Annotated in this window: 25 protein-coding genes; 15 read left to right on the top strand and 10 right to left on the bottom strand. The window is 51.1% G+C overall.

The annotated features are described in order from the left end of the window. Positions 1 to 148: 148 nt before the first annotated feature. From M4I31_RS12035 to M4I31_RS12015, 5 genes are all read left to right on the top strand, one after another. The gene (locus M4I31_RS12035; RefSeq protein WP_038640517.1) at positions 149 to 475 is read left to right on the top strand and encodes a YnfA family protein; all 327 of its coding nucleotides are present in this window, start codon (positions 149 to 151) and stop codon (positions 473 to 475) included. A gap of 107 nt (positions 476 to 582) precedes the next feature. Beyond that, positions 583 to 1797 carry a starvation-sensing protein RspA gene (rspA, locus tag M4I31_RS12030; RefSeq protein WP_085048248.1) on the top strand — a complete coding sequence of 405 codons (1215 nt, stop codon included), beginning with the start codon at positions 583 to 585 and terminating at the stop codon, positions 1795 to 1797. 13 nt (positions 1798 to 1810) lie between these two features. After that, complete coding sequence (locus M4I31_RS12025; protein ID WP_085048247.1) at positions 1811 to 2830, top strand: Zn-dependent oxidoreductase; 1020 nt, start codon at positions 1811 to 1813, stop codon at positions 2828 to 2830. A gap of 53 nt (positions 2831 to 2883) precedes the next feature. Then, entirely contained in the window at positions 2884 to 4263 is a 1380-nt protein-coding gene (locus tag M4I31_RS12020; RefSeq protein WP_085048246.1) for an MFS transporter, read from the top strand. 164 nt (positions 4264 to 4427) lie between these two features. After that, entirely contained in the window at positions 4428 to 5894 is a 1467-nt protein-coding gene (locus M4I31_RS12015; protein WP_085048245.1) for a mannitol dehydrogenase family protein, read from the top strand. 75 nt (positions 5895 to 5969) lie between these two features. Here M4I31_RS12015 and ydfZ read toward each other — a convergent pair whose 3' ends face one another. From ydfZ to ydfG, 3 genes are all read right to left on the bottom strand, one after another. Next, positions 5970 to 6173 (bottom strand): putative selenium delivery protein YdfZ, encoded by a 204-nt coding sequence (gene ydfZ / locus M4I31_RS12010; RefSeq protein WP_038640526.1) that lies wholly within the window; start codon positions 6171 to 6173, stop codon positions 5970 to 5972. A 190-nt stretch (positions 6174 to 6363) separates the two neighbouring features. Beyond that, positions 6364 to 7050 (bottom strand): GntR family transcriptional regulator, encoded by a 687-nt coding sequence (locus M4I31_RS12005; protein ID WP_085048244.1) that lies wholly within the window; start codon positions 7048 to 7050, stop codon positions 6364 to 6366. Positions 7051 to 7136: 86 nt separating this feature from the next. Beyond that, positions 7137 to 7883 carry a bifunctional NADP-dependent 3-hydroxy acid dehydrogenase/3-hydroxypropionate dehydrogenase YdfG gene (gene ydfG, locus M4I31_RS12000; RefSeq protein WP_085048243.1) on the bottom strand — a complete coding sequence of 249 codons (747 nt, stop codon included), beginning with the start codon at positions 7881 to 7883 and terminating at the stop codon, positions 7137 to 7139. Between the two features lie 137 nt (positions 7884 to 8020). Here ydfG and dcp point away from each other — a divergent pair, with 137 nt between their 5' ends. Further along, a complete protein-coding gene (gene dcp, locus M4I31_RS11995; RefSeq protein WP_085048242.1) occupies positions 8021 to 10066 on the top strand; it encodes a peptidyl-dipeptidase Dcp in 2046 nt (681 codons plus the stop codon). A 165-nt stretch (positions 10067 to 10231) separates the two neighbouring features. Continuing rightward, a complete protein-coding gene (locus M4I31_RS11990; RefSeq protein ID WP_085048241.1) occupies positions 10232 to 11158 on the top strand; it encodes a diguanylate cyclase in 927 nt (308 codons plus the stop codon). Between the two features lie 283 nt (positions 11159 to 11441). Here M4I31_RS11990 and mgtS read toward each other — a convergent pair whose 3' ends face one another. Further along, positions 11442 to 11537, bottom strand: coding sequence for a protein MgtS (gene mgtS / locus M4I31_RS11980; protein WP_003032406.1), 96 nt, complete (start codon positions 11535 to 11537; stop codon positions 11442 to 11444). A 485-nt stretch (positions 11538 to 12022) separates the two neighbouring features. On the opposite strand from mgtS, the gene urtA reads away from it, so the two are divergent. From urtA to urtE, 5 genes are read left to right on the top strand one after another with little or no spacing between them, the layout of a single operon-like run. Continuing rightward, positions 12023 to 13294 (top strand): urea ABC transporter substrate-binding protein, encoded by a 1272-nt coding sequence (gene urtA / locus M4I31_RS11975; RefSeq protein ID WP_085048240.1) that lies wholly within the window; start codon positions 12023 to 12025, stop codon positions 13292 to 13294. A 43-nt stretch (positions 13295 to 13337) separates the two neighbouring features. Then, on the top strand, positions 13338 to 14912 hold the full coding sequence (gene urtB, locus M4I31_RS11970) for an urea ABC transporter permease subunit UrtB (protein WP_085048239.1): 1575 nt from the start codon (positions 13338 to 13340) through the stop codon (positions 14910 to 14912). After that, complete coding sequence (gene urtC, locus M4I31_RS11965; protein ID WP_085048238.1) at positions 14912 to 15985, top strand: urea ABC transporter permease subunit UrtC; 1074 nt, start codon at positions 14912 to 14914, stop codon at positions 15983 to 15985. Before urtB ends, urtC begins: the two co-directional genes overlap by 1 nt. Then, a complete protein-coding gene (urtD, locus tag M4I31_RS11960; RefSeq protein ID WP_038640542.1) occupies positions 15985 to 16782 on the top strand; it encodes an urea ABC transporter ATP-binding protein UrtD in 798 nt (265 codons plus the stop codon). The genes urtC and urtD overlap by 1 nt, the downstream gene beginning before the upstream one ends. A gap of 9 nt (positions 16783 to 16791) precedes the next feature. Beyond that, entirely contained in the window at positions 16792 to 17490 is a 699-nt protein-coding gene (gene urtE, locus M4I31_RS11955; protein ID WP_085048237.1) for an urea ABC transporter ATP-binding subunit UrtE, read from the top strand. A gap of 40 nt (positions 17491 to 17530) precedes the next feature. Here urtE and ydeE read toward each other — a convergent pair whose 3' ends face one another. Then, positions 17531 to 18718, bottom strand: coding sequence for an efflux MFS transporter YdeE (gene ydeE / locus M4I31_RS11950; protein WP_250856872.1), 1188 nt, complete (start codon positions 18716 to 18718; stop codon positions 17531 to 17533). 198 nt (positions 18719 to 18916) lie between these two features. On the opposite strand from ydeE, the gene eamA reads away from it, so the two are divergent. Beyond that, complete coding sequence (eamA, locus tag M4I31_RS11945) at positions 18917 to 19816, top strand: O-acetylserine/cysteine exporter (RefSeq protein WP_085048235.1); 900 nt, start codon at positions 18917 to 18919, stop codon at positions 19814 to 19816. A gap of 33 nt (positions 19817 to 19849) precedes the next feature. Here eamA and marB read toward each other — a convergent pair whose 3' ends face one another. Genes marB through marR form a run of 3 tightly spaced genes read right to left on the bottom strand, consistent with a single transcriptional unit; the run spans position 19850 to position 20933 of the window. Continuing rightward, entirely contained in the window at positions 19850 to 20068 is a 219-nt protein-coding gene (marB, locus tag M4I31_RS11940; protein WP_085048234.1) for a multiple antibiotic resistance protein MarB, read from the bottom strand. Between the two features lie 27 nt (positions 20069 to 20095). Beyond that, positions 20096 to 20479, bottom strand: a complete 384-nt coding sequence (gene marA, locus M4I31_RS11935) for an MDR efflux pump AcrAB transcriptional activator MarA (RefSeq protein ID WP_003032424.1) — start codon at positions 20477 to 20479, stop codon at positions 20096 to 20098. A 19-nt stretch (positions 20480 to 20498) separates the two neighbouring features. Then, positions 20499 to 20933, bottom strand: coding sequence for a multiple antibiotic resistance transcriptional regulator MarR (gene marR, locus M4I31_RS11930; RefSeq protein ID WP_042308445.1), 435 nt, complete (start codon positions 20931 to 20933; stop codon positions 20499 to 20501). A 257-nt stretch (positions 20934 to 21190) separates the two neighbouring features. Between marR and M4I31_RS11925 the strand changes: the two genes are divergently transcribed. Next, positions 21191 to 21856 (top strand): MarC family NAAT transporter, encoded by a 666-nt coding sequence (locus tag M4I31_RS11925; protein WP_061381352.1) that lies wholly within the window; start codon positions 21191 to 21193, stop codon positions 21854 to 21856. A 37-nt stretch (positions 21857 to 21893) separates the two neighbouring features. On the opposite strand, the gene M4I31_RS11920 is transcribed toward M4I31_RS11925, so the two are convergent. Both M4I31_RS11920 and M4I31_RS11915 read right to left on the bottom strand, forming a co-directional pair. After that, on the bottom strand, positions 21894 to 23090 hold the full coding sequence (locus M4I31_RS11920; RefSeq protein WP_161668283.1) for a sugar transporter: 1197 nt from the start codon (positions 23088 to 23090) through the stop codon (positions 21894 to 21896). Positions 23091 to 23184: 94 nt separating this feature from the next. Further along, positions 23185 to 24045: a LysR family transcriptional regulator gene (locus M4I31_RS11915; RefSeq protein WP_038640556.1), complete on the bottom strand. Its 861-nt coding sequence runs from the start codon at positions 24043 to 24045 to the stop codon at positions 23185 to 23187. Between the two features lie 102 nt (positions 24046 to 24147). Between M4I31_RS11915 and sad the strand changes: the two genes are divergently transcribed. Continuing rightward, positions 24148 to 25536 (top strand): succinate-semialdehyde dehydrogenase, encoded by a 1389-nt coding sequence (gene sad, locus M4I31_RS11910; RefSeq protein WP_085048232.1) that lies wholly within the window; start codon positions 24148 to 24150, stop codon positions 25534 to 25536. Positions 25537 to 25545: the final 9 nt, after the last annotated feature.

Here is a 25545-nt window from a genome sequence, read left to right as displayed (position 1 = left end):
AATTCCTTTTATGAGAAAGGGAAAAACGATAAAACAGGGTTAAATTCTACACTATTCCTGCTTCAGGGCATACCCACTGAGCGGATATGGATACGTTGGCGATATTCTGTCGTATCATGGTTAAACCGAAGGTAACTGAATAACGTCAATGCTGAAGACTACCTTTCTTTTTTTCGTCACTGCTTTATGCGAAATCATCGGCTGTTTTTTACCCTGGCTGTGGCTTAAACGAGGCGCGACGGCGTGGTTGTTGGTACCCGCCGGAGTGTCGCTGGCCTTATTCGTCTGGCTGTTGACGCTGCATCCGGCCGCGAGTGGGCGAGTTTACGCGGCCTATGGCGGCGTTTATGTTGTCACTGCGCTGCTATGGCTGCGCTTTGTCGATGGCGTAAAACTCAGCCTGTATGACTGGTCTGGTGCGCTGGTGGCTTTGTGCGGGATGCTGATTATTGTGGCTGGATGGGGGCGCGCATAGCGCCTTTTTTGTGATCAACGAGGGCTTTTTCGATCTTTATACTTGTATGGTAGTAGCTCAGTTGAGTAAATTTCCTGCATCACAAGAACAGATGTAAGGAATAAAAAATGAAGATTGTCGGGGCTGAAGTTTTTGTCACCTGCCCGGGGCGTAATTTCGCTACGTTAAAAATAACGACAGAAGACGGGATCACCGGGCTGGGAGATGCCACCTTAAATGGCCGCGAGTTATCCGTGGCGTCCTATCTGAAAGATCATGTCTGTCCGCAACTTATCGGACGCGATGCGCATCGAATCGAAGACATCTGGCAGTTTTTCTACAAAGGCGCGTACTGGCGTCGGGGGCCGGTCACCATGTCGGCGATTTCCGCAGTGGATATGGCATTGTGGGATATCAAAGCGAAAGCGGCGAACATGCCGTTGTATCAGTTGCTCGGCGGCGCATCGCGTGAAGGGGTCATGGTTTACTGCCACACCACAGGCCATACCGTAGATGATGTGCTGGAGGATTACGCGCGACATAAAGAGATGGGCTTTAAAGCGATTCGCGTACAGTGCGGCGTACCGGGCATGAAAACCACTTACGGTATGTCTAAAGGCAAAGGTTTGGCCTACGAACCCGCGACTAAAGGGCAGTGGCCGGAAGAACAGCTGTGGTCTACAGAGAAATACCTCGATTTCACGCCGAAACTGTTTGCCGCCGTTCGCGATAAATTTGGTTTTAACGAACATCTGCTACACGACATGCACCATCGCCTGACGCCGATTGAAGCTGCCCGGTTTGGCAAAAGCATTGAACAATATCGTCTGTTCTGGATGGAAGATCCCACACCAGCCGAAAACCAGGAGTGTTTCCGCCTGATCCGCCAGCATACGGTCACGCCGATTGCAGTAGGGGAAGTCTTCAATAGCATCTGGGATTGCAAACAACTGATCGAAGAACAGTTGATCGACTATATCCGCACCACCATTACCCATGCGGGCGGTATTACCGGTATGCGCCGTATTGCCGATTTTGCCTCGTTGTATCAGGTACGCACGGGGTCACATGGACCTTCCGATCTGTCACCCGTATGCATGGCCGCAGCACTGCATTTTGATCTGTGGGTGCCGAACTTCGGCGTTCAGGAATATATGGGGTATTCCGAGCAAATGCTGGAAGTGTTCCCGCATAACTGGACTTTTGATAACGGCTACATGCACCCGGGCGATAAGCCAGGCCTTGGTATCGAGTTTGACGAAAAACTGGCCGCGAAATATCCGTATGACCCGGCATATCTGCCTGTCGCTCGTCTGGAAGATGGTACGTTGTGGAACTGGTAAGGAGTGATTTGCTATGAAAAGTGTTGTGATTGAAAAACCAAATACGCTGGTCATTGCCGAACGGCCCGTTCCAGAGCCAGCAGCGGGAGAGGTCAGGGTGAAGGTAAAACTGGCGGGAATTTGTGGTTCCGATAGCCATATTTACCGCGGGCATAATCCATTTGCGCAATATCCTCGCGTTATCGGCCACGAATTTTTTGGCGTGATCGATGAGGTAGGTGAAGCTGTCGATCGTTCGCGAATAGGTGAGCGAGTGTCTGTTGATCCCGTTATTAGTTGCGGGCATTGCTATCCCTGTTCGATAGGTAAACCCAACGTTTGCACATCGCTGGTGGTGCTGGGCGTTCATCGCGATGGTGGTTTTAGCGAGTACGCCGTGGTGCCGGCAAAAAATGCCTGGCCGATCCCCGATACCGTACCAGATGAACATGCCGTCATGGTCGAGCCTTTTACCATCGCCGCGAACGTAACCGGGCAAATTAAACCCACAGAAAATGATATTGCGCTGATTTATGGCGCAGGGCCTATGGGGCTGACCACCGTACAGGCGCTTAAACGTGTCTATAAGGTAAAAACGGTGGTGATTGCCGACAGAATCGAAGAACGCCTGAGTATGGCGAAACGGTGCGGTGCTGACTGGGTAATAAATAACGGTCAGCAATCTTTGCACGATTTCCTGGCGGAAAAAGAGCTTAAGCCGACGATCATCGTAGATGCGGCCTGTCATCCATCCATTTTACAGGAGGCTATTACGCTGGCATCGCCAGCCGCGCGAATTGTTCTGATGGGCTTCTCTAGCGAACCTTGTCAGATTGTTCAGCAGGGTATTACCGGGAAAGAACTTTCAATTTATTCCTCAAGATTAAATGCCAATAAATTCCCGGTTGTTATTGATTGGTTGGTTAACGGACTTATTAACCCTAATCAACTTATTACCCATACTTTTGACTATCACCACGTTACAGACGCAATTGAATTGTTTGAGAAAGATCAGCAGCACTGCTGCAAAGTTTTACTCACATTCACTGAATAATATAAATAACTGCGAGTAAGTGGTACGCATCTTACCTCTAAGAGATAGCCAATATGAATCAAGAAAAACACGAAAGATCCACCACAGATCTGGTCAGAGCCGCCGTATCCGGATGGTTAGGTACTGCGCTCGAATTTATGGATTTTCAGTTATATTCTTTGGGTGCCGCACTGGTATTCCATGAGATATTTTTCCCGGAACAATCTGCGGCGATGGCTCTCATTTTAGCAATGGGAACCTACGGCGCAGGATATATTGCTCGTATCGTCGGGGCATTTATATTTGGCAAGATGGGGGACAGCATCGGGCGTAAAAAGGTGTTGTTTATCACGATTACAATGATGGGGATTTGTACAACATTAATCGGCGTGCTGCCAACGTATGCGCAAATTGGTATCTTTGCGCCCATACTGCTGGTGACGCTGCGTATTGTGCAAGGACTTGGCGCGGGGGCTGAGATCTCCGGGGCGGGTACTATGCTTGCCGAGTATGCGCCGAAAGGAAAACGTGGGATTATTTCCTCACTTGTCGCCATGGGTACCAACTGTGGGACCCTTAGCGCAACGGCCATCTGGGCGGTGATGTTCTTTGCTCTTGACCGTGAAGAATTATTAGCCTGGGGATGGCGCATTCCGTTCCTGGCCAGTGTTGTGGTGATGATCTTTGCCATCTGGTTACGTATGAATCTCAAAGAAAGTCCGGTATTTGAGAAAGTGAATAATGAGGAAAATGCGCCTGCATTAAACAATTCGTCGGAAAATACGCTGGGCGCGATGTTTACCAGTAAATCCTTCTGGCTGGCAACCGGTTTACGTTTTGGACAGGCGGGAAACTCAGGATTAATCCAGACATTCCTCGCCGGTTATTTAGTGCAGACTTTGTTGTTTGATAAATCAATTCCCACTGATGCATTAATGATTAGCTCGGTACTGGGATTTATTACCATACCGCTGCTCGGTTGGTTGTCTGATAAATTTGGTCGTCGATTGCCATATATTATCCTCAATATCTCAGCCATTATTTTAGCTTACCCGATGTTGTCTATTGTAGTGGATAAAACGTATAGCCCTGGCGTTATCATGTCAGCATTGATTGTTATTCATAACTTTGCTGTGTTGGGATTATTTGCTCTCGAAAATATCACCATGGCTGAAATATTTGGTGCTCGCAATCGGTTTACGCGAATGGCGATTTCAAAAGAGGCGGGCGGATTGGTAGCCGTTGGTTTTGGGCCTGTTCTGGCCGGTATTTTCTGCAACATGACCAATTCCTGGTGGCCAATTCTGGCGATGGTTATTGCCTACTCACTGATCGGTCTGGTGTCCGCGTTGTTGATGCCGGAGGTCAAAGACCGCGACCTGAGCGTGCTTGAGGATGCCGCTGAAGTGAGTCAGACGGATAAAGTCCGTTGCTCGGCGACTCAGGCAAGCTAAGACCTGGCTGTAGCATGGGCGGGGCGGTCATGCTCCGTTCATGCTATTACACAGCTTTAAATGATGTCATACCAATCATAAAAAGCTTAATGCAAATCAAAACATACAACCCTGCAGGCGTTACTCTGAGACAGTCCTGATTTCATTGATAAGTAGGTCATACCATGCAAAACAAGCTGTTAGCGGCAAAGGCTGCGCTTCCTGACTACGATCGTACTACTCTGATCCCGCGTATTGTTCATCTGGGATTTGGCGCGTTTCATCGCGCACATCAGGGTGTTTATGCTGACATCCTGGCTGCAGAACACGGCAGTGACTGGGGCTATTGCGAAGTGAATCTGATTGGCGGTGAGCAGCAGATTGCCGATCTGAAACAGCAAGATAATTTGTATACCGTTGCGGAGATGTCTGCGGATGCGTGGACTGCCAGAGTCGTTGGTGTGGTGAAAAACGCGCTGCATGCGCAGGTAGATGGTCTGGAAAGCGTACTGGCTGCGATGTGTGAACCGCAGGTGGCGATCGTTTCTCTCACCATCACCGAGAAAGGATATTGCCACTCTCCGGCGACGGGTCAACTGATGTTAGACAACCCCATGATTGCCGCCGATCTGCAAAATCCAAAACAACCAAAAACTGCGCCAGGCGTGGTGGTTGAAGCCCTGGCGCGTCGCAAAGCTGCGGGATTAGCCGCATTTACCGTGATGTCCTGCGACAACATGCCTGAAAACGGCCACGTTATGCGCAATGTCGTCACCGCGTATGCCCGGGCGGTAGATGCTGAACTGGCTACGTGGATCGAACAGCATGTGACGTTCCCCTCTACAATGGTGGACCGCATTGTTCCTGCGGTTACTCCGGATACGCTGGACAAAATTGAACACATCACCGGGGTACGCGACCCGGCAGGCGTAGCCTGTGAACCGTTCCGTCAGTGGGTAATTGAAGATAACTTTGTCGCCGGTCGTCCGGCATGGGAAAAGGCCGGGGCGGAGCTGGTATCGGATGTGATTCCGTTTGAAGAGATGAAACTGCGTATGCTCAACGGCAGTCACTCTTTCCTTGCCTATCTTGGTTATCTGGCGGGTTATCAGCATATCAACGACTGCATGGAGGATGAAAATTATCGTCTTGCCGCGCGAGCGTTGATGTTGCAGGAACAGGCGCCGACGCTGAAAGTGAAAGGGGTGGATCTGCAACACTATGCCGATCTGCTCATTGAGCGCTACAGCAACCCGGCACTGCGTCACCGTACCTGGCAGATTGCGATGGATGGTAGCCAAAAACTGCCGCAGCGTATGCTCGATTCAATTCGTTGGCACATTGCGCATGGCAGCCATTTTGCGCTGCTGGCACTGGGCGTAGCCGCCTGGATGCGCTATGTCGGCGGTGTGGATGAACACGGTCAGGCGATTGAAATCAGCGATCCGCTGTTGCCAGTGATCCAGACTGCGGTCCGCAGTAGTCACGAGGGGGAAGCGCGCGTTCAGGCCTTACTGGCGATTGATGCCATTTTTGGTCGCGAATTACCGCAGGTAGAACTGTTCAAAAACCAGGTCACAGAAGCCTATCTTGCTTTACTGGCTGAAGGGGCAAAGGCAACGGTTGCGAAGTATGCTGCAAAACTGAAGTAACGAAGGGCATCATTTATGTCGCCATCTGGCTTTAAACGGGCCAGATGGCGCAGTGTTTTCTGGCATTCACACCAATTAGTTCATGCCCAAACGAATCAACTCGAGTGGGGCATATTTGCCTTCACACCCTTCGATTGCCACTGTTTTGCCACGGCGAATTTGCTCAGCGGTCAGGCCATCGGTATCTATCGCTGTAATGCGGCCTGTGAGTCCGGTGTTGCTAATCATGACGCGACTGCCAGTGGTGATTGCGTTACGGTTACGATCGTATGTTTTCATGGTGTTTTCTCCTTTCCAACTCACCGTCAAAGCCCGTGGGCTTTTAGTCCCACGTAACGGGCGCAATATAAATACGCTTCTCGTTAATGATTTTTTTTGTTTTCGATCAAAGTCACAGCTTTTTTTAGGCAGATGTGCAGGAGAGGGGAAAACGTTGAAAAACTCACCCCGCAGAGAGGTGAGCGTCATATTAATCTTCGCTGAACCAGTCGCTATTTTCCTGGCGAATAAGCTGAACAGACTCACCGATTTCCTGAAGGTGCAGCATCATTGCACGCTCGACGCCGTCACCATCATGTTTTTCAAGTGCGGCAAAGATATCGTGATGCTGGCGCAGCAGCATTTCAGGAGGAGAAATGTGATCCAGGCTCATATAGCGAACGCGGTCAATGGTGGCCTTTATATTCTCGACGGTGTCCCAGGCGAGCTGGCACTCGGCGATTAAAGCCAGTTTCTGATGAAACTCATCGTCAAGCTGGAAGAAATCATTAATTTGTTTTCGGTCAATCGCGATACGCTGCTGATGCAGATTCTGTTCGAGCTGATAGCACTGTTTATCGGTGATCAGGGCTGCGGCGCGGCGGACCACGGCACATTCAATCGCCTGGCGAACAAAACAGCCATTTTGCACCTGCGACAGCGAAATTTTGTTCACGTAGCTGCCACGCTGCGGACGGATCTGAATCAGGCCGTTCTCTGCCAGTTTGATGAATGCCTCTCGTACCGGCTGGCGTGACACATTAAAGCGTACAGAAACTTCTTTCTCCGACAGCGGCGTACCCGGCGCAATCAGACAGTGCACGATATCACGACGAAGAATACGGTAAATCTGCTGATTTACAGGCTGTGTAGGGTTGAGCTGCGTTTCTACGGTCATTCATTCTTACTTTTTAGAGAGTTAACCCAGATATTTTATCACTTATTTCAGGCTATCTATACCCGGCGCAAGGCCGGGCAGAGAAATTAGCTCCGATGGATACTCAGCCCGGCAAAAGACTGTGTGACAGGCATCATTTCAAGGGTGTTAATGTTGACATGAGCGGGTAACGAAGCCACCCACCATACCGCTTCTGTAACATCTTGTGGGGTCAGCGCGGTGGTATTTTCGTAAGTTTTTTCCGCCTTGGCATCATCGCCTTTGAAACGCACGTTAGAGAATTCCGTACCGCCAACCAGACCCGGCTCAATGTCGGTAACACGAATCGCTGTCCCGTGTAAGTCCGTACGTAAGTTGAGGCTAAACTGACGGACAAACGCTTTGGTCGCGCCATAAACGTTACCGCCGGCGTATGGCCAGCTACCCGCGGTAGAGCCGATATTGATAATATGTCCGCGATTGCGCTCAACCATACCAGGCAGCACGGCACGGGTCATATAAACCAGGCCTTTGTTGTTGGTATCGATCATGTTTTCCCAGTCTTCAATGCTGGCCTTGTGGGCAGGTTCGAGGCCCAGCGCCAGACCTGCGTTGTTGACCAGAACATCAATATCGCGCCATTCAGCAGGTAAGGACGCCAGCATCTCTTCAATCAATGCGCGATTACGTACGTCCAGTTGCGCGGTATAGAGGCGGTCACCCAGCTCATCTTTGAGTTCCTGCAGGCGCTCCTGGCGGCGTCCGGTGGCAATAACTTTATGCCCATTCTCAATAAAACGACGCGTAATGCACTCACCAAAACCTGCGGTTGCTCCGGTTACTAAAACGATCATCTCACTGTTCCTCAACGCTTTTTATGTAGTACTACCATAGCACGTCATTTCCGGTCAGAGCTATTCCTGGTTAACAGGATTGCGGTCGATCCCCGGGAAGTCTACTCTGGTAAACAAATCGTTTTCAGGAGTGAAAGATGTCGTTAACGAATCCTTTTTTACACCACAGTACATTGCCGTATCAGGCACCGCAGTTTGATCAAATTGACGTGCAGCATTATCGTCCGGCGTTTGATGAGGGCGTGCGGCAAAAACGCAAGGAGATCGCGGCAATTGTACAAAACCCACAGGACCCGGATTTTGCTAACACGTTGCTGGCGCTTGAACAAAGCGGCGCGCTGCTCACGCGCGTAACCAGCGTTTTCTTTGCGATGACGGCGGCGCACACTAACGATGAACTACAACGCCTTGACGAAGCGTTCTCAGCAGAGCTGGCGGGACTTGCCAATGATATCTATCTTGATGGCGCGCTTTTCGCCCGCGTCGATGCAGTCTGGCAACGACGTCATACCTTAGGTTTGGATTGCGAATCAGTGCGTCTGGTGGAGGTTGTACACCAGCGTTTTGTCTTGGCAGGCGCTCGCCTCAATGAGGCCGACAAAGCACGCCTCAAAGCGCTCAACACCGAGTCAGCCACGCTGACCAGTCAGTTTAATCAGTGTCTGCTGGCGGCGAACAAGTCCGGTGCTTTGGTGGTGGATGATGTCCGGCGGCTTGACGGACTTAGCGCCGAAGAAATTGCCGTTGCCGCTGAGGCTGCAAAAGAAAAGGGGCTTGAATCACGTTGGGTTATTCCGTTATTGAATACCACTCAACAACCGGCGCTTGCCGTGTTACGCGATCGCCAGATCCGTGGAGACCTGTTTACCCAGGCATGGACGCGGGCCGAACACGATGACGATAACGATACCCGGGCTATTATTCAGCGTCTGGTCGACATCCGCATGCAACAGGCAAAATTACTCGGTTTTGCCAATTATGCGGCCTGGAAAATCGCCGACCAGATGGCTAAAACGCCTGAGGCGGCACTTTCGTTTATGCGGGCGATCGTTCCGGCCGCGCGCCAGCGTGCGTTGGATGAACAGGCTGAAATCCAGAAAGTCATCGATCAAGAGCAGGGGCAGTTTAGCGTCAGGGCCTGGGACTGGGCATTTTATGCTGAGCAGGTCCGCCGCGAGAAATACGCCCTTGATGAGGCACAGCTTAAACCTTACTTTGCTCTGGATACGGTGTTGAACGAGGGCGTTTTCTGGACGGCCAATCAGCTCTTTGGTATCAAATTCGTTGAGCGATTCGACATTCCGGTTTATCACCCGGATGTTCGGGTATGGGAAATTTTCGACCACGATGGCGTAGGACTGGCGTTGTTTTATGGTGATTTCTTCGCCCGTGAATCAAAAAGCGGCGGGGCATGGATGGGCAATTTTGTTGAGCAATCGGAGCTTAACGAAACCCGACCCGTTATTTACAATGTCTGTAATTATCAAAAACCCGTAACGGGTAAGCCGGCGTTACTGCTGTGGGATGATGTCATTACATTATTTCATGAGTTTGGCCACACGTTACACGGTCTGTTTGCCACTCAGCGTTATGCCACGCTTTCAGGCACTAACACTCCGCGTGATTTTGTCGAGTTTCCTTCGCAGATTAACGAACACTGGGCGAGCCATCCGCAGGTTTTTGCCCGATTTGCCCGTCATGTCGAAACCGGGGAGCCAATGCCGCAGGCTTTGCGGGATAAAATGCAGCGGGCCAGCTTGTTTAATAAAGGCTACGATATGACCGAACTGCTCAGTGCCGCATTGTTGGACATGCGTTGGCACAGTCTGGAGACGAAGGCGTCATCTTATTCAGTTGATCAATTCGAGCAGCAGGCGCTGGCGGCAGAAGATCTGGATCTTCAGGCCGTGCCGCCACGTTATCGTAGCAGTTATTTTGCCCATATCTTCGGCGGCGGCTATGCTGCGGGTTATTACGCTTATTTATGGACGCAAATGTTGGCTGATGACGGCTATCAGTGGTTTGTAGATCAGGGTGGATTAACCCGCGAAAACGGGCAGAAATTCCGCGAAGCGATTTTGTCCCGCGGGAACAGTACTGATTTAGCTGAACTTTATCGCCAGTGGAGCGGGCGCGATCCCCGTATGGAGCCGATGCTGGAACATCGTGGTTTGAGCGCGTAAGGCACTGTCAGTAAAAAAATTGAGCCGGGCGTGATGCCCGGTCTTATCTTACTGTTCATTATTGCACCTGATAAGATTTATTCTCAAATAAAAAATTACATAAATTTTCTTTTTTATCGTTAAGATGATTGCATCAGAAACGTTCGAACAGGGAGGAAGATCGTGATGATGAGAAATACGATGGAAATAGATGCAATTTTGATCGAGTTGAACAAGTCAATTGATGCCCACTATAAATGGCTGGTGAATATGTTCCGTTGCGCAGTAACCTCGAATGCTACGCAACCAGATATCATGGGTGACAACGCGCATTTTGTTTGCCAATTTGGACAGTGGCTTAATAATCAATCGCTGCGCAATGAAGATGATTGTAGCTATGTGAATAAGATAAATACTGTTCATGAAAAAATGCATTTATCAGGCAAGGATTTGCTATTGGCAATACTGGAGGAACGGAGTTATCCATGGCATTTCACCAAATTCGAGGACGCGTTACTGGCATTTACGTCTGCTGTAATGGACTATAAAATATATTTGCTGAGTATCCGGAGCAATATCGACATATTAACAGGCTTACCGGGCAGAAGAATGCTCGATGAGTCTTTTGACCAACAGTTAATCGATGCCGAACCGCTTAACCTTTATATATTGCTGCTGGATATCGACCGTTTTAAACACGTTAATGATACGTATGGTCATCTTGTGGGGGACGTAGTATTACGCGCTCTGGCAGCAAATTTTCTGGTATGGACGCGATATGATGAACAAGCTTACCGCTACGGTGGCGAAGAGTTCATTATCATCATCCGAACGAAAACTGATGAGCAGGCCCGCCAGGCTGGGTTGCGATTGTGTCAGCTTGTTGGCCAGCAAAAAATCCCTTACGCAGATGGAGAGATCGCTATCACCGTAACGGGCGGTATCACCAGAGCTCAGCGGGATGAGAAATTAGATACCGCTCTTGGGCGGGCTGACAGAGCGATGTATCAGGGAAAACAGAGCGGCAGAAATCGCTGTATGTTTATGGATGAACGCGAGCAGATCACCTTGGTTAACGCCAGTGATGGGCTTTCGTTCCACCTCAGCGCGTGAGATTCACCTAAGCTGTTTTGCGTTAGTTACGTTTCGTTTAGCTTTCATTGGGGTTGCCGATGATAGGTTAGCCAGATATCCGTTATCTTCGCAGGGAATTGCCAGATAGCGTATAAAGCAAAACACAAATCTATCCATGCAAGCATTTACCGCTGGTTTATCCGGCGGTTTTTTTTATTGATGGCCAGGGAAAAGGTGCAGGAAAGGCGATTCAGGTAAAAAAATGGCCCCTTGTGCAGTGACGCTACAAGGGGCCGGTTCGGTGCAGGACTATCGTCGTTCATCAATCATCCCATCTGTGGCTAAAATACGCGGCCAGAAAACCGGAAAATAAAATAATTCCCAGAACAGCCATAAAAATATTCATATTACCCAGCATAGTAAATGCTCCTTTATCTGTGAGTTTCCTCTCTTACCTTAAGTTCACCTCGCTTATGACTATAGTAGCAATTGCAACTTAAACAAAGGCTGAACTGTATGATTATTTCGTCTGAAATGTAAAAAATTGACGCGATTTTGTCGGGGAAAATAAATAATAGTGACAAGGCGCGCTTATCCTCGGCAAATTAACCACGATTTTATGCTGAGTGCAAAGTCATTGTTATACGACCCCCATGCAAATTGTTGCACGGTTATAATGCAACGCTGTCTCATGGTGGTTCAATTTTCCTGGCGATCCGCCTTACTGGCGAAATATTTTCATCCAGCCACTGAACTGTACTACTCTAATGCTTTGATTTTATATGGTGTTTTAATATCTGGCATCGTTTTTGCCTTATCACTTCTGAATCCCCTTAATTTGCACCGTTTTGTCTGCCCGGCTGCACCGGAGCTTTCAGCGAATCTAATTTCAGGAGTGAAACTATGCAGCGTCGTACAATTTTAAAAGCTTTTGTGTTATCGGCCTCCGTTATGGCAATGGGAATGAGTTTTAGCGTCCAGGCGGCTGACACTATTAAAGTGGGCATCATGCATTCGTTATCCGGGACGATGGCGATTTCCGAAACGCCGTTGAAAGATGTGGCGTTGATGACTATTGACGAAATCAATGCGCAGGGCGGCGTGTTGGGCAAAAAGCTGGAGCCGGTGGTGGTTGATCCAGCCTCGAACTGGCCTTTATTTGCTGAAAAAGCTCGACAGTTGCTGAGTCAGGACAAAGTGGCGGCGGTGTTCGGGTGCTGGACATCGGTTTCGCGTAAATCGGTGTTGCCGGTATTCGAGGAATTAAATGGTTTGCTGTTTTATCCGGTGCAGTATGAAGGCGAGGAAATGTCGCCTAACGTCTTTTATACCGGCGCGGCGCCTAATCAGCAGGCGATCCCGGCTGTTGAGTATCTGATGAGTGAGGACGGCGGCAGTGCGAAACGCTTCTTCCTGCTGGGGACTGATTATGTTTATCCGCGCACGACTAATAAAATTCTCCGTGCCTTTTTGCATTCGAAAGGTGTTGCCGATAAAGACATCGAAGAGGTGTATACCCCGTTTGGACACAGTGATTATCAGACCATTGTCGCCAGCATTAAAAAATTCGCCGCAGGGGGAAAAACGGCGGTGGTCTCAACCATCAACGGTGATTCTAATGTTCCATTCTATAAAGAGTTAGCGAACCAGGGGCTGAAAGCCACCGATGTTCCGGTGGTGGCCTTCTCCGTAGGTGAGGAAGAATTGCGCGGTATTGATACGAAACCGTTGGTAGGTAACCTCGCCGCCTGGAACTACTTTGAGTCCGTGGATAATGCGGCTAACAAGAAGTTTGTCGCGGATTACCGGGCGTATGCCAAAGCGCACAAATTACCGAATGCGGATTCGGTTGTGACAAACGACCCAATGGAAGCCACCTGGGTTGGTCTGCATATGTGGGCACAGGCAGTAGAAAAAGCCGGAACTACCGATGTGGATAAAGTCCGTGCTGCAATGGCAGGGCAATCATTCGCCGCGCCATCTGGCTTTACCCTCACGATGGATGCCACCAACCATCATCTGCACAAACCCGTCATGATTGGCGAGATTGAAAGCAACGGTCAGTTTAACGTGGTGTGGCAAACCGATGAGCCGGTCCGCGCCCAGCCGTGGAGCCCGTATATAGCCGGCAATGATAAAAAATCTGAACAACCCGTAAAAACCGCCAGCAACTGATCTTATGCCCTCCTGCGGGAGGGCAACGCTTAGGAGAATGCTCATGAAAGTCATGCGCTTTATTCGTGGTGTGATGTTGCTGACGTGGTTTTTGCCGTGGATAGCGCAGGCATCAGATGCCGATACTTTTACCGCTGCCAACCGGGGGCAGCAGGCCACCTTGCTTGAACAATGGGCGATGAATCCCGACCTTCAGCGCTTACCCGTGCTTAAGGCGCTGCGAGATGAAAACCTGCTGACCGATAATGCGAAACATGCGTTTGTCATGGACGGGGCGCGAGCACAACCGCTGGGGACGGCGACAGGTCCTGACGGCGAGCTAAAAAAAGTCCGTCTGACTAACCGACTGCGCAATCTGGTCGCCGGAACGCTGGCTGCGCATCAACTTTTAAGTGACAGTGTCACGGTTAGGGCTGATGCCGCACGCATATTACAGCGTGAGGCGATGCCTGGCATGCTGCCATTTTTACAGCAACGACTGGCGCAGGAATCGGATGCTGACGTGAAATCTGCACTGGTTATTGCGCTGGCTAACCTGCAACTGACCAGTGCATCACCAGAGGTCAGGCGGCAGGCAATTGAACTGTTGGGGGCGTCAAACGACCCTGAAACCCAGGCGAAATTACAACCTTTCACCCGTGCAGAGCATGAACCTGATGCCCGCGTTCGCGCTGCCGCCGACGAAAGTCTGAATTCCATCGCACACCGCATGAAGGTTGGCGATCTTCTTGGGCAAGCCTTTATGGGACTGTCTCTGGGCTCGATTTTGCTACTGGCGGCATTGGGTCTGGCGATTACTTACGGGTTACTCGGCGTCATCAATATGGCGCATGGCGAGATGTTAATGCTCGGCGCTTACTGTACCTGGATGGTGCAACAGTTGATGGGGCAGTTTCTCCCGCAATGGTTAGCCTGGTATCCGGTCATTGCGCTTCCGGTCGCCTTTTTACTTACCGCGGCAGTAGGAATGTTGCTGGAGCGTGGCGTGATCCGCCATTTATATGGCCGTCCGCTTGAAACACTGCTGGCGACATGGGGGATCAGTCTGATGCTAATCCAGTTGGTGCGAATGACCTTTGGCGCGCAGAACCTCGAAGTCGCCAATCCGACATGGCTTTCCGGGGGAATTCAGGTCTATGCCAATCTGATTTTGCCGTGGAACCGAATTGTGGTGCTTGGCTTTGCCATGCTGGTGCTGTTCTTCACCTGGCTATTGTTGAATAAAACCCGTCTGGGGCTGCGTGTGCGCGCGGTGACGCAAAACCGCAATATGGCGGCCTGCTGCGGCGTGCCTACCGGGCGAGTCGATATGCTGGCCTTTGGACTGGGTTCAGGGATTGCCGGGCTGGGTGGCGTGGCGCTGTCGCAGTTGGGTAACGTGGGGCCGGAGCTGGGGCAAAGTTACATTATTGATTCGTTTCTGGTGGTGGTGCTTGGCGGCGTTGGACAACTCGCCGGGAGTGTGGCAGCGGCGTTTGGTCTCGGGATCTTCAATAAAATTCTTGAGCCTCAGGTGGGGGCTGTTCTCGGCAAAATTATGATCCTAGTGCTGATCATTCTGTTTATCCAGAAACGACCTCAGGGACTTTTCGCATTGAAAGGGAGGGTTATTGACTAATGACTATGCCAATGACATTAACGCTGGCACGAAAAGCGCCACGCGTGACGCGCATCCTGGGACTGATTTTGCTGCTGGCGCTCATTATTCTGCCATTTCTGGCGCTACTCCCCGCGGATCATCCGCTGGCAATCTCCGTCTGGACGCTGACGCTGGCCGGGAAAATCCTGTGCTATGCCATTGTGGCGGTGGCACTGGATCTGGTGTGGGGCTATGCCGGAATGCTCTCACTGGGCCATGGCATTTTCTTTGCACTGGGGGGATATGCGATGGGGATGTATCTGATGCGTCAGGCCTCCGGCGAAGGACTACCGGCTTTTATGTCGTTTCTGTCGTGGACCGAACTGCCCTGGTTTTGGTGGGGAACGCAACATTTTATCTGGGCTATGCTGCTGGTTGTGCTGGTGCCCGGCCTGCTGGCGCTGGTGTTTGGCTGGTTTGCCTTTCGCTCAAAAATCAAGGGCGTCTATTTCTCTATCATGACTCAGGCCCTGACTTTCGCAGGCATGTTGCTGTTTTTCCGTAACGAAACCGGGTTTGGTGGAAATAACGGTTTCACCGGATTTACCACTATTCTGGGGTTCCCCGTGACCGCGACCTCAACCCGTATCGCGCTGTTTCTGGCGACGGTGATGCTACTGGTGCTGGCGTTATGGCTGGGACTGACGCTGGCGCGCAGTAAGTTTGGTCGTATCCTGACCGCCGTGCGCGATGCCGAGAATCGGCTGATGTTTTGTGGCTATGATCCGAAAGGTTTCAAGCTGCTGGTGTGGACGCTTTCCGCTGTGTTGTGCGGGCTGGCTGGTGCGCTGTATGTTCCGCAGGTGGGCATCATTAACCCCAGCGAAATGTCACCGACCAACTCGATTGAAGCGGCGATTTGGGTCGCCCTCGGCGGTCGCGCAACCCTGATTGGCCCGGTTTTTGGCGCTGTGTTGGTGAACGGCGCTAAAAGTCTGTTTACGGTGATCATGCCCGAATACTGGCAACTGTTTCTTGGTCTGATTTTTATTGGCGTTACGCTGTTTTTACCCCGTGGCGTGATTGGTCTGTTTCGCAAAGGAGACAAATAATGCAGCCAGATGAAGGTCTTTTTACCCGCCAGTTGCCAGGGGACAGATTTCGCAATCAAACCGACCCGGTGTTACAGCTGGAAAAAATCAACGTGAACTTTGATGGGTTTCAGGCGCTAACGGATCTCACGCTCAATATTGGCGTAGGGGAACTGCGCTGCATTATTGGTCCTAATGGCGCCGGAAAAACGACGTTGATGGATGTCATTACCGGCAAAACCAGACCGCAAAGCGGTCGTGCGATTTACGATCAGTCTATTGATTTAATGACGTTTGATTCTATTGCCATTGCGCGCCAGGGGATTGGACGAAAATTTCAGAAGCCCACGGTATTTGAAGCGCTAACGGTGGCGGAGAATCTGGAGCTGGCACTGAAAAATGATAAATCAGTTTGGGGTTCTTTACGGGCTCGCCTTTCGGGTGAACAACGGGATCGCATTGATGAAATGCTGGCGCTGTTACGTCTGGGCAACGAGCGCGAACGCCGTGCCGGGCTGCTTTCGCATGGACAAAAACAGTTTCTTGAGATCGGCATGCTGCTGGTCCAGGAGCCGCATTTACTACTGCTTGATGAGCCGGCGGCAGGGATGACCGATGCTGAGACGGAATACACCGCGGAGCTGTTTCGCCAGCTTGCCGGAAAGCACTCGCTGATGGTTGTTGAGCATGACATGGGATTTGTCGAGACGATTGCTGACCATGTCACGGTGCTGCATCAGGGGCGAGTACTGGCCGAAGGAAGCCTGCGCGATGTGCAGGCTAATGAGCAGGTTATTGAAGTTTATCTTGGACGGTAAGGAGGGCTGATGCTACAGGTAAATGAACTGAATCAATATTATGGCGGCAGCCATATTCTGCGTGGCGTGAGCTTTGAAGCGCGTATCGGCGAGGTGACGTGTCTGCTGGGGCGTAACGGCGTGGGAAAAACAACGCTACTAAAATGCCTGATGGGACTTATTCCTGCCCGCAGTGGAAGCGTGCTCTGGCAGGAAAAAAATGTCACGCACTGGAAGCCACATCAACGGGTCAGAGCCGGTGTGGCGTACGTACCGCAGGGCCGCGATATTTTTCCGCGTCTGACAGTGGAAGAGAACCTGTTGCTGGGCCTTTCCCGCTTTTCAGCACAGGACGCCCGGCGCGTGCCGGATGATATTTACGCGCTATTTCCAGTGCTACAGGAGATGAAGTATCGACGGGGCGGAGATTTGTCCGGCGGACAGCAGCAGCAACTGGCTATTGGACGGGCGCTGGCCAGTCGCCCGCAGTTGTTGATCCTTGATGAGCCGACCGAGGGGATCCAGCCGTCAGTAATTAAAGAGATTGGTCAGGTTATTTCTCAACTGGCGCACCGGGGCGATATGGCCATTTTGCTGGTGGAACAGTTCTATGATTTTGCGCAGCAGTTGGCTGACAAATACCTGCTTATGTCGCGCGGAAGTATTATTCAAAGCGGTTTCGGCGAGAATATGGAATCTGAGGGAGTACGAGAGCTGGTGGCCATTTGAGATACGCGACAGAACCACTCTGGCTCTGTCGCGATGACAATCAGCAGACTACCGTATGATCCCAGGGTTTGGCGCGCATACCCTTTATCATTAACGCCCAGGCAAGGATAATTGCCACGATCAGTGCAACAAACAGCGACCACGGCGGTAATGTGGTCAAAATAACACCACTTACCAATGGATTTACCGCGGCGCCAAGCCAGCCCAGCGACTGGGCGGAAAAATAGCTGGCTTTCATTCCAGCCGGGGCGATGTTATCGATCAGCATGTATTCGCCTGGGGCGTAAATGACCTCGCCGATCGTGAAAAGGGCAGCAGAAATACCCCAGAACCACAGGCTGTTGCCGGAAAACATGAAGCCAACCAGACCGAGCACAAAGAAGATTGTGCCTACTGTCATCAGCGGTCGAATGTTAGCGGCAGTGATCCTGCGTCCGAGGGCATATTGCAGCGATACCACAATGGCGGCATTGACAGGCAGAACGACCGCTACCACTTTTTCGGCAAAATCACCGTTGGCGACCACCATCACGTATTGCGAAATACAGGAAGCAAATGCGCCGCCAACAAATGACGCCAGAAATGCCGACAACGTGAACCAACACAATGCTCTGTCGCGCAGGAGCACCGAGGGTGACCAAACCGCGGCGTTTGAACTTTCTGATGCTGCATTGGAACGTTTTACCCACGTCTGGATAAACACCAGTGGTAAAGCCGAGCAGGCGGCCGCCAGCCAGAACGGTAAGTTAATACTTTGCATCACCAGTAGCGTGCCCAGCGGGGGGCCAACGGTCCAGCCGATGTTCAGCACGGTATAGTTAAGCGAGAAAATTTTCGTTTTGTTGGTGGCAGAGAGATTATCGGCAAACCAGGCTTTCAGCACCGTTGCGAAGACGGAGTAGGCGCAGTTGATCAGGGCGAAGAGCAGTACCACCACCACCACGTTATGCACCAGTGGGATCGCAATAAAACCAGAGGCAAAACCGCAGATAGCCAGCAGCATGTAGCGTTTTTTATCGAACTTGTCGGCCAGAATACCAAAGCCAAGGCTGAAAACGACGCCAATAGTCAGGGCGACCGTCATCGCATAACCGATCAGATCGACGCTCAGGTTATACTGCCGACTGAGGTAAATCGTCATAAATGGCAGCGTAGCGCCACGCCCAATGGTTAATAACAAAGATGATGCAAGTAACGCGAGAGTGGACCGTCTCAGAGAGATATTCATTTTCCTGCCCGACAATGCATGTTGTTATGTTTTTTTTAGATATCAGAAACAAATAGCATGGTAAAAGTGTGATGTACACTCAATAAGTTGTCGGAAAATGCCCTCAACAGCCTACCTGAATTAATGATCTGTTCCGGTACAACGATTTCCGTTACCTTAACTTGTTTACAAAAATTTAATATTTACAAGGGCGGTGGTATGTCACGTAAAGACGGGTTGTTAGCGTTGCTGGTCGTCGTCGTTTGGGGCCTGAACTTTGTCGTCATTAAAGTGGGTCTGCACAATATGCCGCCATTGATGCTGGCAGGATTGCGTTTTTTACTGGTGGCGTTTCCGGCGATATTCTTTATTGCCCGCCCGAAAATCCCGCTTTCGCTGTTACTTGGTTATGGCCTGACTATCAGTTTTGGGCAGTTCGCGTTTCTCTTTAGCGCCATCAAATTCGGTATGCCTGCCGGATTAGCTTCTCTGGTATTACAGGCTCAGGCATTTTTCACCATCATCCTGGGGGCATTCGCTTTTGGCGAGCGTTTGCACGGGAAACAGCTGGTAGGGATTGCGCTGGCCGTGTTTGGCGTACTGGTACTGATTGAAGCCAGTCTGAACGGACAGCATGTCGGCATGCTCGGTTTTATGCTGACGCTGGCGGCAGCGCTAAGCTGGGCCTGCGGCAATATCTTTAACAAAAAAATAATGCAGCATACGGCGCGTCCGGCGGTGATGTCGCTGGTCGTGTGGAGCGCCTTAATTCCCATTATTCCGTTCTTTTTGGCATCCGCACTGCTTGATGGTCCGACACAAATTGTGCAGAGTCTGGTGGCGATAGATATGACCACCATTTTGTCACTGGTTTATCTGGCGTTTGTGGCGACCATTGTGGGTTATGGCATCTGGGGGGCTTTGCTCGGACGTTATGAAACCTGGCGGGTAGCGCCGCTGTCGCTGTTAGTGCCCGTTGTCGGTCTGGCAAGTGCGGTGGTGCTGCTGGATGAAACGCTCACGGGTTTGCAACTGCTGGGCGCGCTGCTGATTATGGCTGGGCTGTATATTAATGTGTTTGGCTTTCGTTTGCGCAAGATAGCGCAGGTGAGAGGGTAATAAAAAGCCCCGCCGTGGCGAGGCAAAAACGAATTACAGGTTGCGCGTATTGTAATAAGGCACACCCAATTCGTCGGACTTATCGCTGCCGGCACCCATATGATTAAAATCGAACGGGGACTGATCGTGCGCAGGGGGCATAATCATCGCGTCACGGCTTTTCTGGGTGGCTGGTTGCGCGGTCTGTTCCGCCATGCTCTGGCCCGAAACAATCAACAGCAGGGCCAGCATCGCATAAGACAGAGTTTTCATCATTTCCTCGGTTACGTCGTTTGGCGATTAGCAGTTACACTGATTGAGCGGAAGCAAATAGCGTGACTCGCCGTGCATATTGGTCATACGGTATTTATGCGGCGGAACATCAAAATAGTTTTTGAACGTTCTGGTCAGGGTTTGCTGAGACTCAAAGCCGTAACGCTCCGCCAGGTAAAGAATCGGCTCGTTACTTTCTTTTAATTTTTGCGCTATTTCAGTCATTTTACGGCTGCGGATGTATTGACCCAGTGAATGACCGGTTTCTTTTTTAAACATCCGTTGCAGGTGCCATTTGGAGTAACCTGAACGCTCAGACACTTTTTCCAGCGAGAGCGGCGATTCAAGGTTATTTTCGATCCAGTCCAAAATGCTATGAATAGTGATTGTGTCAGTATTGCGTCTGGACATCGTCATACCTCTTTTCTGTTTACGGCAGAATTCTCTTAAGCAAATGCTCAAGCGTGGCTACTTCATCCGCCGTTAAGTTTTTTGTTAGTTCCTGGTGCAGGTCTTGCCCGACTAATTGGTGACACTGCTCGCAAATTGCTGCGCCATGCTCGGTGAGTTTCACCAGCACGCCACGCTTATCGTGTGGATTCGGAAGCCTTTCTATCCAGCCTTTACAGGCCAGTCTGTCCAGCATCCGCGTCAGGGCGCCAAGATCGACAGACAGCACTTTTTTCAATTCGACAGGGGTGATGCACACCGCGCAACGGATGGAGCAGAGCACTTTGAACTGTGATGCCGTGATATCCAGCGGTGACAGATAGTCGTTTAGCAAACGATCTTTTTTCTGATTAACCATGTAGATCAAACGCCCCAGTGGGATGATTTCGTTAAACAGATCACTGGTGCTTTTCACAATGGTTGCCCTGGCAAGTAGTTAGTCACGGCTGATATTATTGCTTAGGCAAATATAAGTCAAATAAATGGGGCGGAAAATGCCACGTTTTGCTAAATCAGCAGGCTCCTCAACAGACGTATATAATTTTAACAGTTTGATAATTATGGCTTATAGGTGCAGGTGAAAAATGAATCCTTACACCGTGAAAATGGCTTATCTCTCGGGTTTCACCTTATACTTGCCGTTGACGATTAACGCACAGGAAAGATGACATTATGATGGACTTGTTTAAAGCAATAGGACTGGGGCTGGTAGTCCTGTTACCGTTGGCAAACCCGTTAACCACCGTGGCGTTGTTCCTTGGCCTTGCTGGTAACATGAATAGCGCGGAGCGTAACCGTCAGTCTCTGATGGCGTCTGTGTATGTGTTTGCCATCATGATGGTGGCGTACTATGCCGGACAACTGGTGATGAATACCTTCGGGATTTCAATCCCCGGATTACGAATTGCGGGTGGGTTAATCGTTGCGTTTATCGGTTTTCGGATGTTGTTTCCACAACAAAAGGCGCATGAGTCTCCTGAGGCGAAAAGCAAGTCAGAGGAGCTGGAAGATGAACCGACTGCCAATATTGCATTTGTACCGCTGGCAATGCCAAGCACCGCCGGTCCGGGCACGATAGCAATGATCATCAGCTCGGCGTCAACCGTCCGTCATGGCTCCGAATTTCCTGATTGGGTAATTATGGTTGCGCCGCCGATAATTTTTGCAGTTGTCGGCGTTATCCTGTGGGGGTGTTTACGCAGTTCTGGTGGGATTATGCGCCTGGTAGGCAAAGGCGGCATAGAAGCTATTTCGCGTCTGATGGGCTTCCTGCTGGTGTGTATGGGCGTGCAGTTTATTATTAACGGCGTGCTGGAAATTATTAAAACTTACGCTTAAAAAAACGGGCCCGGTATTGTTTTACCAGGCCCGTTTTTTATGAATGTTGAGGCCGCTCTTCGAGCGATACTGGCCATTTACGAAAGATAATCACCGACCATACCAACGCGACAACGGCAGGCACTGCGCCTGTATAACCAATCGTTGACATCGACCAGTGCAAACTCACCTGATTTCCCACCAGCGCGCCAGCGCCAATGCCGATATTAAAGATACCGGAGAACAGCGCCATTGCGACATCGGTGGCATCCGGGGCCAGCGCCAGCACTTTTACCTGCATGCCAAGGCCGATCAACATAATCGCGATGCCCCAGAAAATACTCAGGATGGCGAGGTGCATTTCGCTGTCAGCGGCTGGTAGCAGCAGCACCAGACACAGCGTCAGCAGGGCAATGGCGCTACTGATAAGCATGGACGCATGAAGGTTACCCAGTTTGCAAAATATCACACTACCAATAATACCCGCGCCGCCCAGAATCAGTAGCAGCACGGTAGCAAAGTTGGCACTCAGTCCGGCGACGGTCTGTACAAACGGTTCAATGTAGCTATAAGCCGTGTAGTGGGCGGTGACCACAATCACCGTCAGCACATACAGACTCATCAATGCCGGACGGTGGAATAACACCGGCAAACTTTTAAGTGAACCGGAGTGTTCGCTGGGCAATTTAGGCAGTAACTTAATCAGGCAGAGCAGGGTGACTAACGCCCCCATGCCGATGGCAAAGAACGTGGTGCGCCAGCCAAAATACTGACCGACGATACGCCCGATAGGCAGACCCAGCACCATTGCCAGCGCGGTGCCGGTAGCAATCAGACTAAGCGCCTGCGCGCGTTTTCCTGCCGGGGCCAGGCGAATCGCCAGCGATGCGGTAATGGACCAGAAAATAGCGTGCGCAAAGGCGATACCAATGCGGCTAATCACCAGCACGGTGAAATTCCAGGCCAGGAAAGAGAGTACATGGCTGGCGATGAACACGACAAACAGACAGATCAGGAGCTTGCGTCGTTCCACCTGGCTGGTGAGCAGCATGAAGGGAAGCGACATTAAGGCAACAACCCAGGCGTAGATCGTCAGCATTATCCCAACCTGAGCGGTCTGCATATTAAAACTTTGTGCAATGTCGGACAGCAAACCGACAGGGACAAACTCTGTGGTATTGAAAATAAAACCGGCAATGGCGAGCGTAACTACACGTAGCCACGCCACTTTGCGGGAAACAGTGTCTGTTGTCATAGTGAATCAGTGGATTAGCTGCGAAAAGGTAAGATCGCGATCTTAAAACGTTTGCTGGTGAAAATACAATCATTTCGTGATGCGGATCTCATTTTTACAGCTGCGGGTTCAATACCTCAATAAAGGCTTCCAGTTGCCTCGTCATCGCCCCCCTTCGCCAGACCAGCCACGTATTCAGCCAGCGCCAGTTTTCGCTCAATGGCCAGGCGTTGACCTGATGGTGTCCGGGCATACTCTCCAGCATCGAACGTGGAATCAGCGCGATACCCGCACCGGCAATAACGCAGGCCAGCATCCCATGGTATGACTCCATTTCATGAATGGTACCCGGCATGGCGCGATCGGCATGAAACCAGCTTTCAAAATGTCGGCGGTAGGAACAGTTGGCGCGAAACGCATAAATACTGCAGCCGTTGACGTCGCTGGCCCGCTGGATGGGAGGATGACCGTGCGGGGTGACAATCATCATCTCTTCACGATAGACCGGAATACCCTCAAGTCCGGGGTGGGTAATAGGGCCATCGGCAAAGGCAGCGTTCAGCGTGCCGTCGAGCACGCCGTCCAGCATGGTGCCAGAGGGACCTGTCGCCAGTGCAAACTGAATTTTCGGGTATCGTTGGTTATATTCAGCCAGCGTTGCAGGAATACGCACCGCGGCGGTGCTTTCCAGCGATCCGAGCGAAAACAAGCCCTGCGGTTCATCCCCGGCGACCACCATTCTCGCTTCCTCAACCAGCGCCAGGATCCGCTGACTGTAGCGTAAAAAGTTGTGCCCGGAGGGGGAAAGCCGCAGGCGCTGGTTTTCACGAATAAACAGATCGACGCCAAGATCGGCCTCAAGTTGGCGTATACGGGTAGTGAGATTGGACGGCACGCGGTGCACCTTCGCTGCGGCCTGCGTAATGCTGCCGGTCTCCGCGACGGCATTGAACATTTCCAGTTGCGTCAGATCCATAATATTCTCTAATCGTGAATGGTGTGGTTAATATTATTCATTTTTCAGAAAGAGTAAATATGCTCATGATATAACCATACCCTGCGATAAAGAGAGGCATCTATGACTATCACAGCAGCAACACATGCTATTTCGGTTGATCCTACCAGCGGTGAAAGACTGACGGCGATGCCGTGGGCCAGCACTGAAGAGATTGCTCAGGCACTGAGTCTTGCAGCAAGTGGCTACAGTGAATGGAAACAGACTACCGTCGCGCACCGCGCGCATACGCTGCGTCATATCGGCCAGGCCCTGCGTAATCGCGCGGAAGAGATGGCGCAGTGTATTTCACGTGAAATGGGTAAACCCATCAAACAGGCTCGGGGTGAAGTCGCCAAGTCAGCCGCGTTGTGTGACTGGTACGCCGAACATGGACCCGCGATGCTGAACCCGGAGCCCACGCTGGTGGAAAATAACCAGGCGGTGATTGAGTATCGCCCGCTTGGAACTATTCTGGCGATCATGCCGTGGAATTTTCCGCTGTGGCAGGTACTGCGTGGCGCCATTCCGATTCTGCTGGCCGGAAATGGCTATTTGTTAAAGCATGCGCCTAACGTAACCGGCTGTGCTGCGATTATTGCACAGGTTTTTGCTGATGCAGGCGTACCAGCCGGTGTTTACGGTTGGATCAATGCCGATAACGCCGGCGTCAGTCAGATGATTAACGACCCGCGCATCGCGGCAGTCACGGTAACGGGGAGCGTACGCGCCGGTGCGGCGATTGGTGCACAGGCGGGTGCGGCGCTGAAAAAATGCGTACTTGAATTGGGTGGTTCCGATCCGTTTATTGTCCTCAATGATGCCGATCTCGATCTGGCCGTTAAAGCGGCAGTCGCCGGACGTTATCAGAATACCGGGCAGGTTTGTGCGGCAGCGAAGCGCTTTATTATCGAAGAAGGGATTGCAGAAGAATTTACTGCGCGTTTTGTGGCGGCCGCGAGCGCGCTCAAAATGGGCGATCCGTTAAACGAAGAAAATGATCTTGGACCGATGGCGCGATTTGATCTGCGTGATGAGTTACATCAGCAGGTTGAAGCATCCCTGGCCGAAGGAGCGAAGTTACTTCTTGGCGGTGAAAAAATAGCAGGTCAGGGCAATTACTATGCCGTGACGGTACTGGGCGGCGTAACGCCAGAAATGACGGCTTTCCGTCAGGAGCTGTTTGGTCCGGTTGCGGCGATCACCGTTGCCAGGAATGCGGAACATGCTCTGGCGCTGGCGAATGACAGTGATTTTGGATTATCCGCCACGGTGTTCACTGCGGATGACGCGCTGGCCCAGAAGATGGCCTCTCGTCTGGAGTGTGGAGGCGTATTCATCAATGGTTACAGCGCCAGCGATGCCCGTGTAGCGTTTGGCGGCGTGAAGAAAAGTGGTTTTGGTCGCGAGCTTTCGCATTTTGGCCTGCATGAATTTTGTAATGTGCAGACCGTCTGGAAAAACCGCCTCTGAAGGTGAGGG

Source organism: Citrobacter sp. XT1-2-2 (genome assembly GCF_023516235.1).
In the GTDB taxonomy this organism is placed as follows: Bacteria; Pseudomonadota; Gammaproteobacteria; order Enterobacterales; family Enterobacteriaceae; genus Citrobacter; species Citrobacter werkmanii.
This window is presented reverse-complemented; position numbering and strand designations above follow the sequence as displayed.

Excerpts from the sequence above, each read along its gene's own strand:
- M4I31_RS12035 (WP_038640517.1), top strand. The coding sequence starts at position 149 with ATGCTGAAGACTACCTTTCTTTTTTTCGTCACTGCTTTATGCGAAATC.
- rspA (WP_085048248.1), top strand. The coding sequence starts at position 583 with ATGAAGATTGTCGGGGCTGAAGTTTTTGTCACCTGCCCGGGGCGTAAT.
- M4I31_RS12025 (WP_085048247.1), top strand. The coding sequence starts at position 1,811 with ATGAAAAGTGTTGTGATTGAAAAACCAAATACGCTGGTCATTGCCGAA.
- M4I31_RS12020 (WP_085048246.1), top strand. The coding sequence starts at position 2,884 with ATGAATCAAGAAAAACACGAAAGATCCACCACAGATCTGGTCAGAGCC.
- M4I31_RS12015 (WP_085048245.1), top strand. The coding sequence starts at position 4,428 with ATGCAAAACAAGCTGTTAGCGGCAAAGGCTGCGCTTCCTGACTACGAT.
- ydfZ (WP_038640526.1), bottom strand. The coding sequence starts at position 6,173 with ATGAAAACATACGATCGTAACCGTAACGCAATCACCACTGGCAGTCGC.
- M4I31_RS12005 (WP_085048244.1), bottom strand. The coding sequence starts at position 7,050 with ATGACCGTAGAAACGCAGCTCAACCCTACACAGCCTGTAAATCAGCAG.
- ydfG (WP_085048243.1), bottom strand. The coding sequence starts at position 7,883 with ATGATCGTTTTAGTAACCGGAGCAACCGCAGGTTTTGGTGAGTGCATT.
- dcp (WP_085048242.1), top strand. The coding sequence starts at position 8,021 with ATGTCGTTAACGAATCCTTTTTTACACCACAGTACATTGCCGTATCAG.
- M4I31_RS11990 (WP_085048241.1), top strand. The coding sequence starts at position 10,232 with ATGATGAGAAATACGATGGAAATAGATGCAATTTTGATCGAGTTGAAC.
- mgtS (WP_003032406.1), bottom strand. The coding sequence starts at position 11,537 with ATGCTGGGTAATATGAATATTTTTATGGCTGTTCTGGGAATTATTTTA.
- urtA (WP_085048240.1), top strand. The coding sequence starts at position 12,023 with ATGCAGCGTCGTACAATTTTAAAAGCTTTTGTGTTATCGGCCTCCGTT.
- urtB (WP_085048239.1), top strand. The coding sequence starts at position 13,338 with ATGAAAGTCATGCGCTTTATTCGTGGTGTGATGTTGCTGACGTGGTTT.
- urtC (WP_085048238.1), top strand. The coding sequence starts at position 14,912 with ATGACTATGCCAATGACATTAACGCTGGCACGAAAAGCGCCACGCGTG.
- urtD (WP_038640542.1), top strand. The coding sequence starts at position 15,985 with ATGCAGCCAGATGAAGGTCTTTTTACCCGCCAGTTGCCAGGGGACAGA.
- urtE (WP_085048237.1), top strand. The coding sequence starts at position 16,792 with ATGCTACAGGTAAATGAACTGAATCAATATTATGGCGGCAGCCATATT.
- ydeE (WP_250856872.1), bottom strand. The coding sequence starts at position 18,718 with ATGAATATCTCTCTGAGACGGTCCACTCTCGCGTTACTTGCATCATCT.
- eamA (WP_085048235.1), top strand. The coding sequence starts at position 18,917 with ATGTCACGTAAAGACGGGTTGTTAGCGTTGCTGGTCGTCGTCGTTTGG.
- marB (WP_085048234.1), bottom strand. The coding sequence starts at position 20,068 with ATGAAAACTCTGTCTTATGCGATGCTGGCCCTGCTGTTGATTGTTTCG.
- marA (WP_003032424.1), bottom strand. The coding sequence starts at position 20,479 with ATGTCCAGACGCAATACTGACACAATCACTATTCATAGCATTTTGGAC.
- M4I31_RS11925 (WP_061381352.1), top strand. The coding sequence starts at position 21,191 with ATGATGGACTTGTTTAAAGCAATAGGACTGGGGCTGGTAGTCCTGTTA.
- M4I31_RS11920 (WP_161668283.1), bottom strand. The coding sequence starts at position 23,090 with ATGACAACAGACACTGTTTCCCGCAAAGTGGCGTGGCTACGTGTAGTT.
- M4I31_RS11915 (WP_038640556.1), bottom strand. The coding sequence starts at position 24,045 with ATGGATCTGACGCAACTGGAAATGTTCAATGCCGTCGCGGAGACCGGC.
- sad (WP_085048232.1), top strand. The coding sequence starts at position 24,148 with ATGACTATCACAGCAGCAACACATGCTATTTCGGTTGATCCTACCAGC.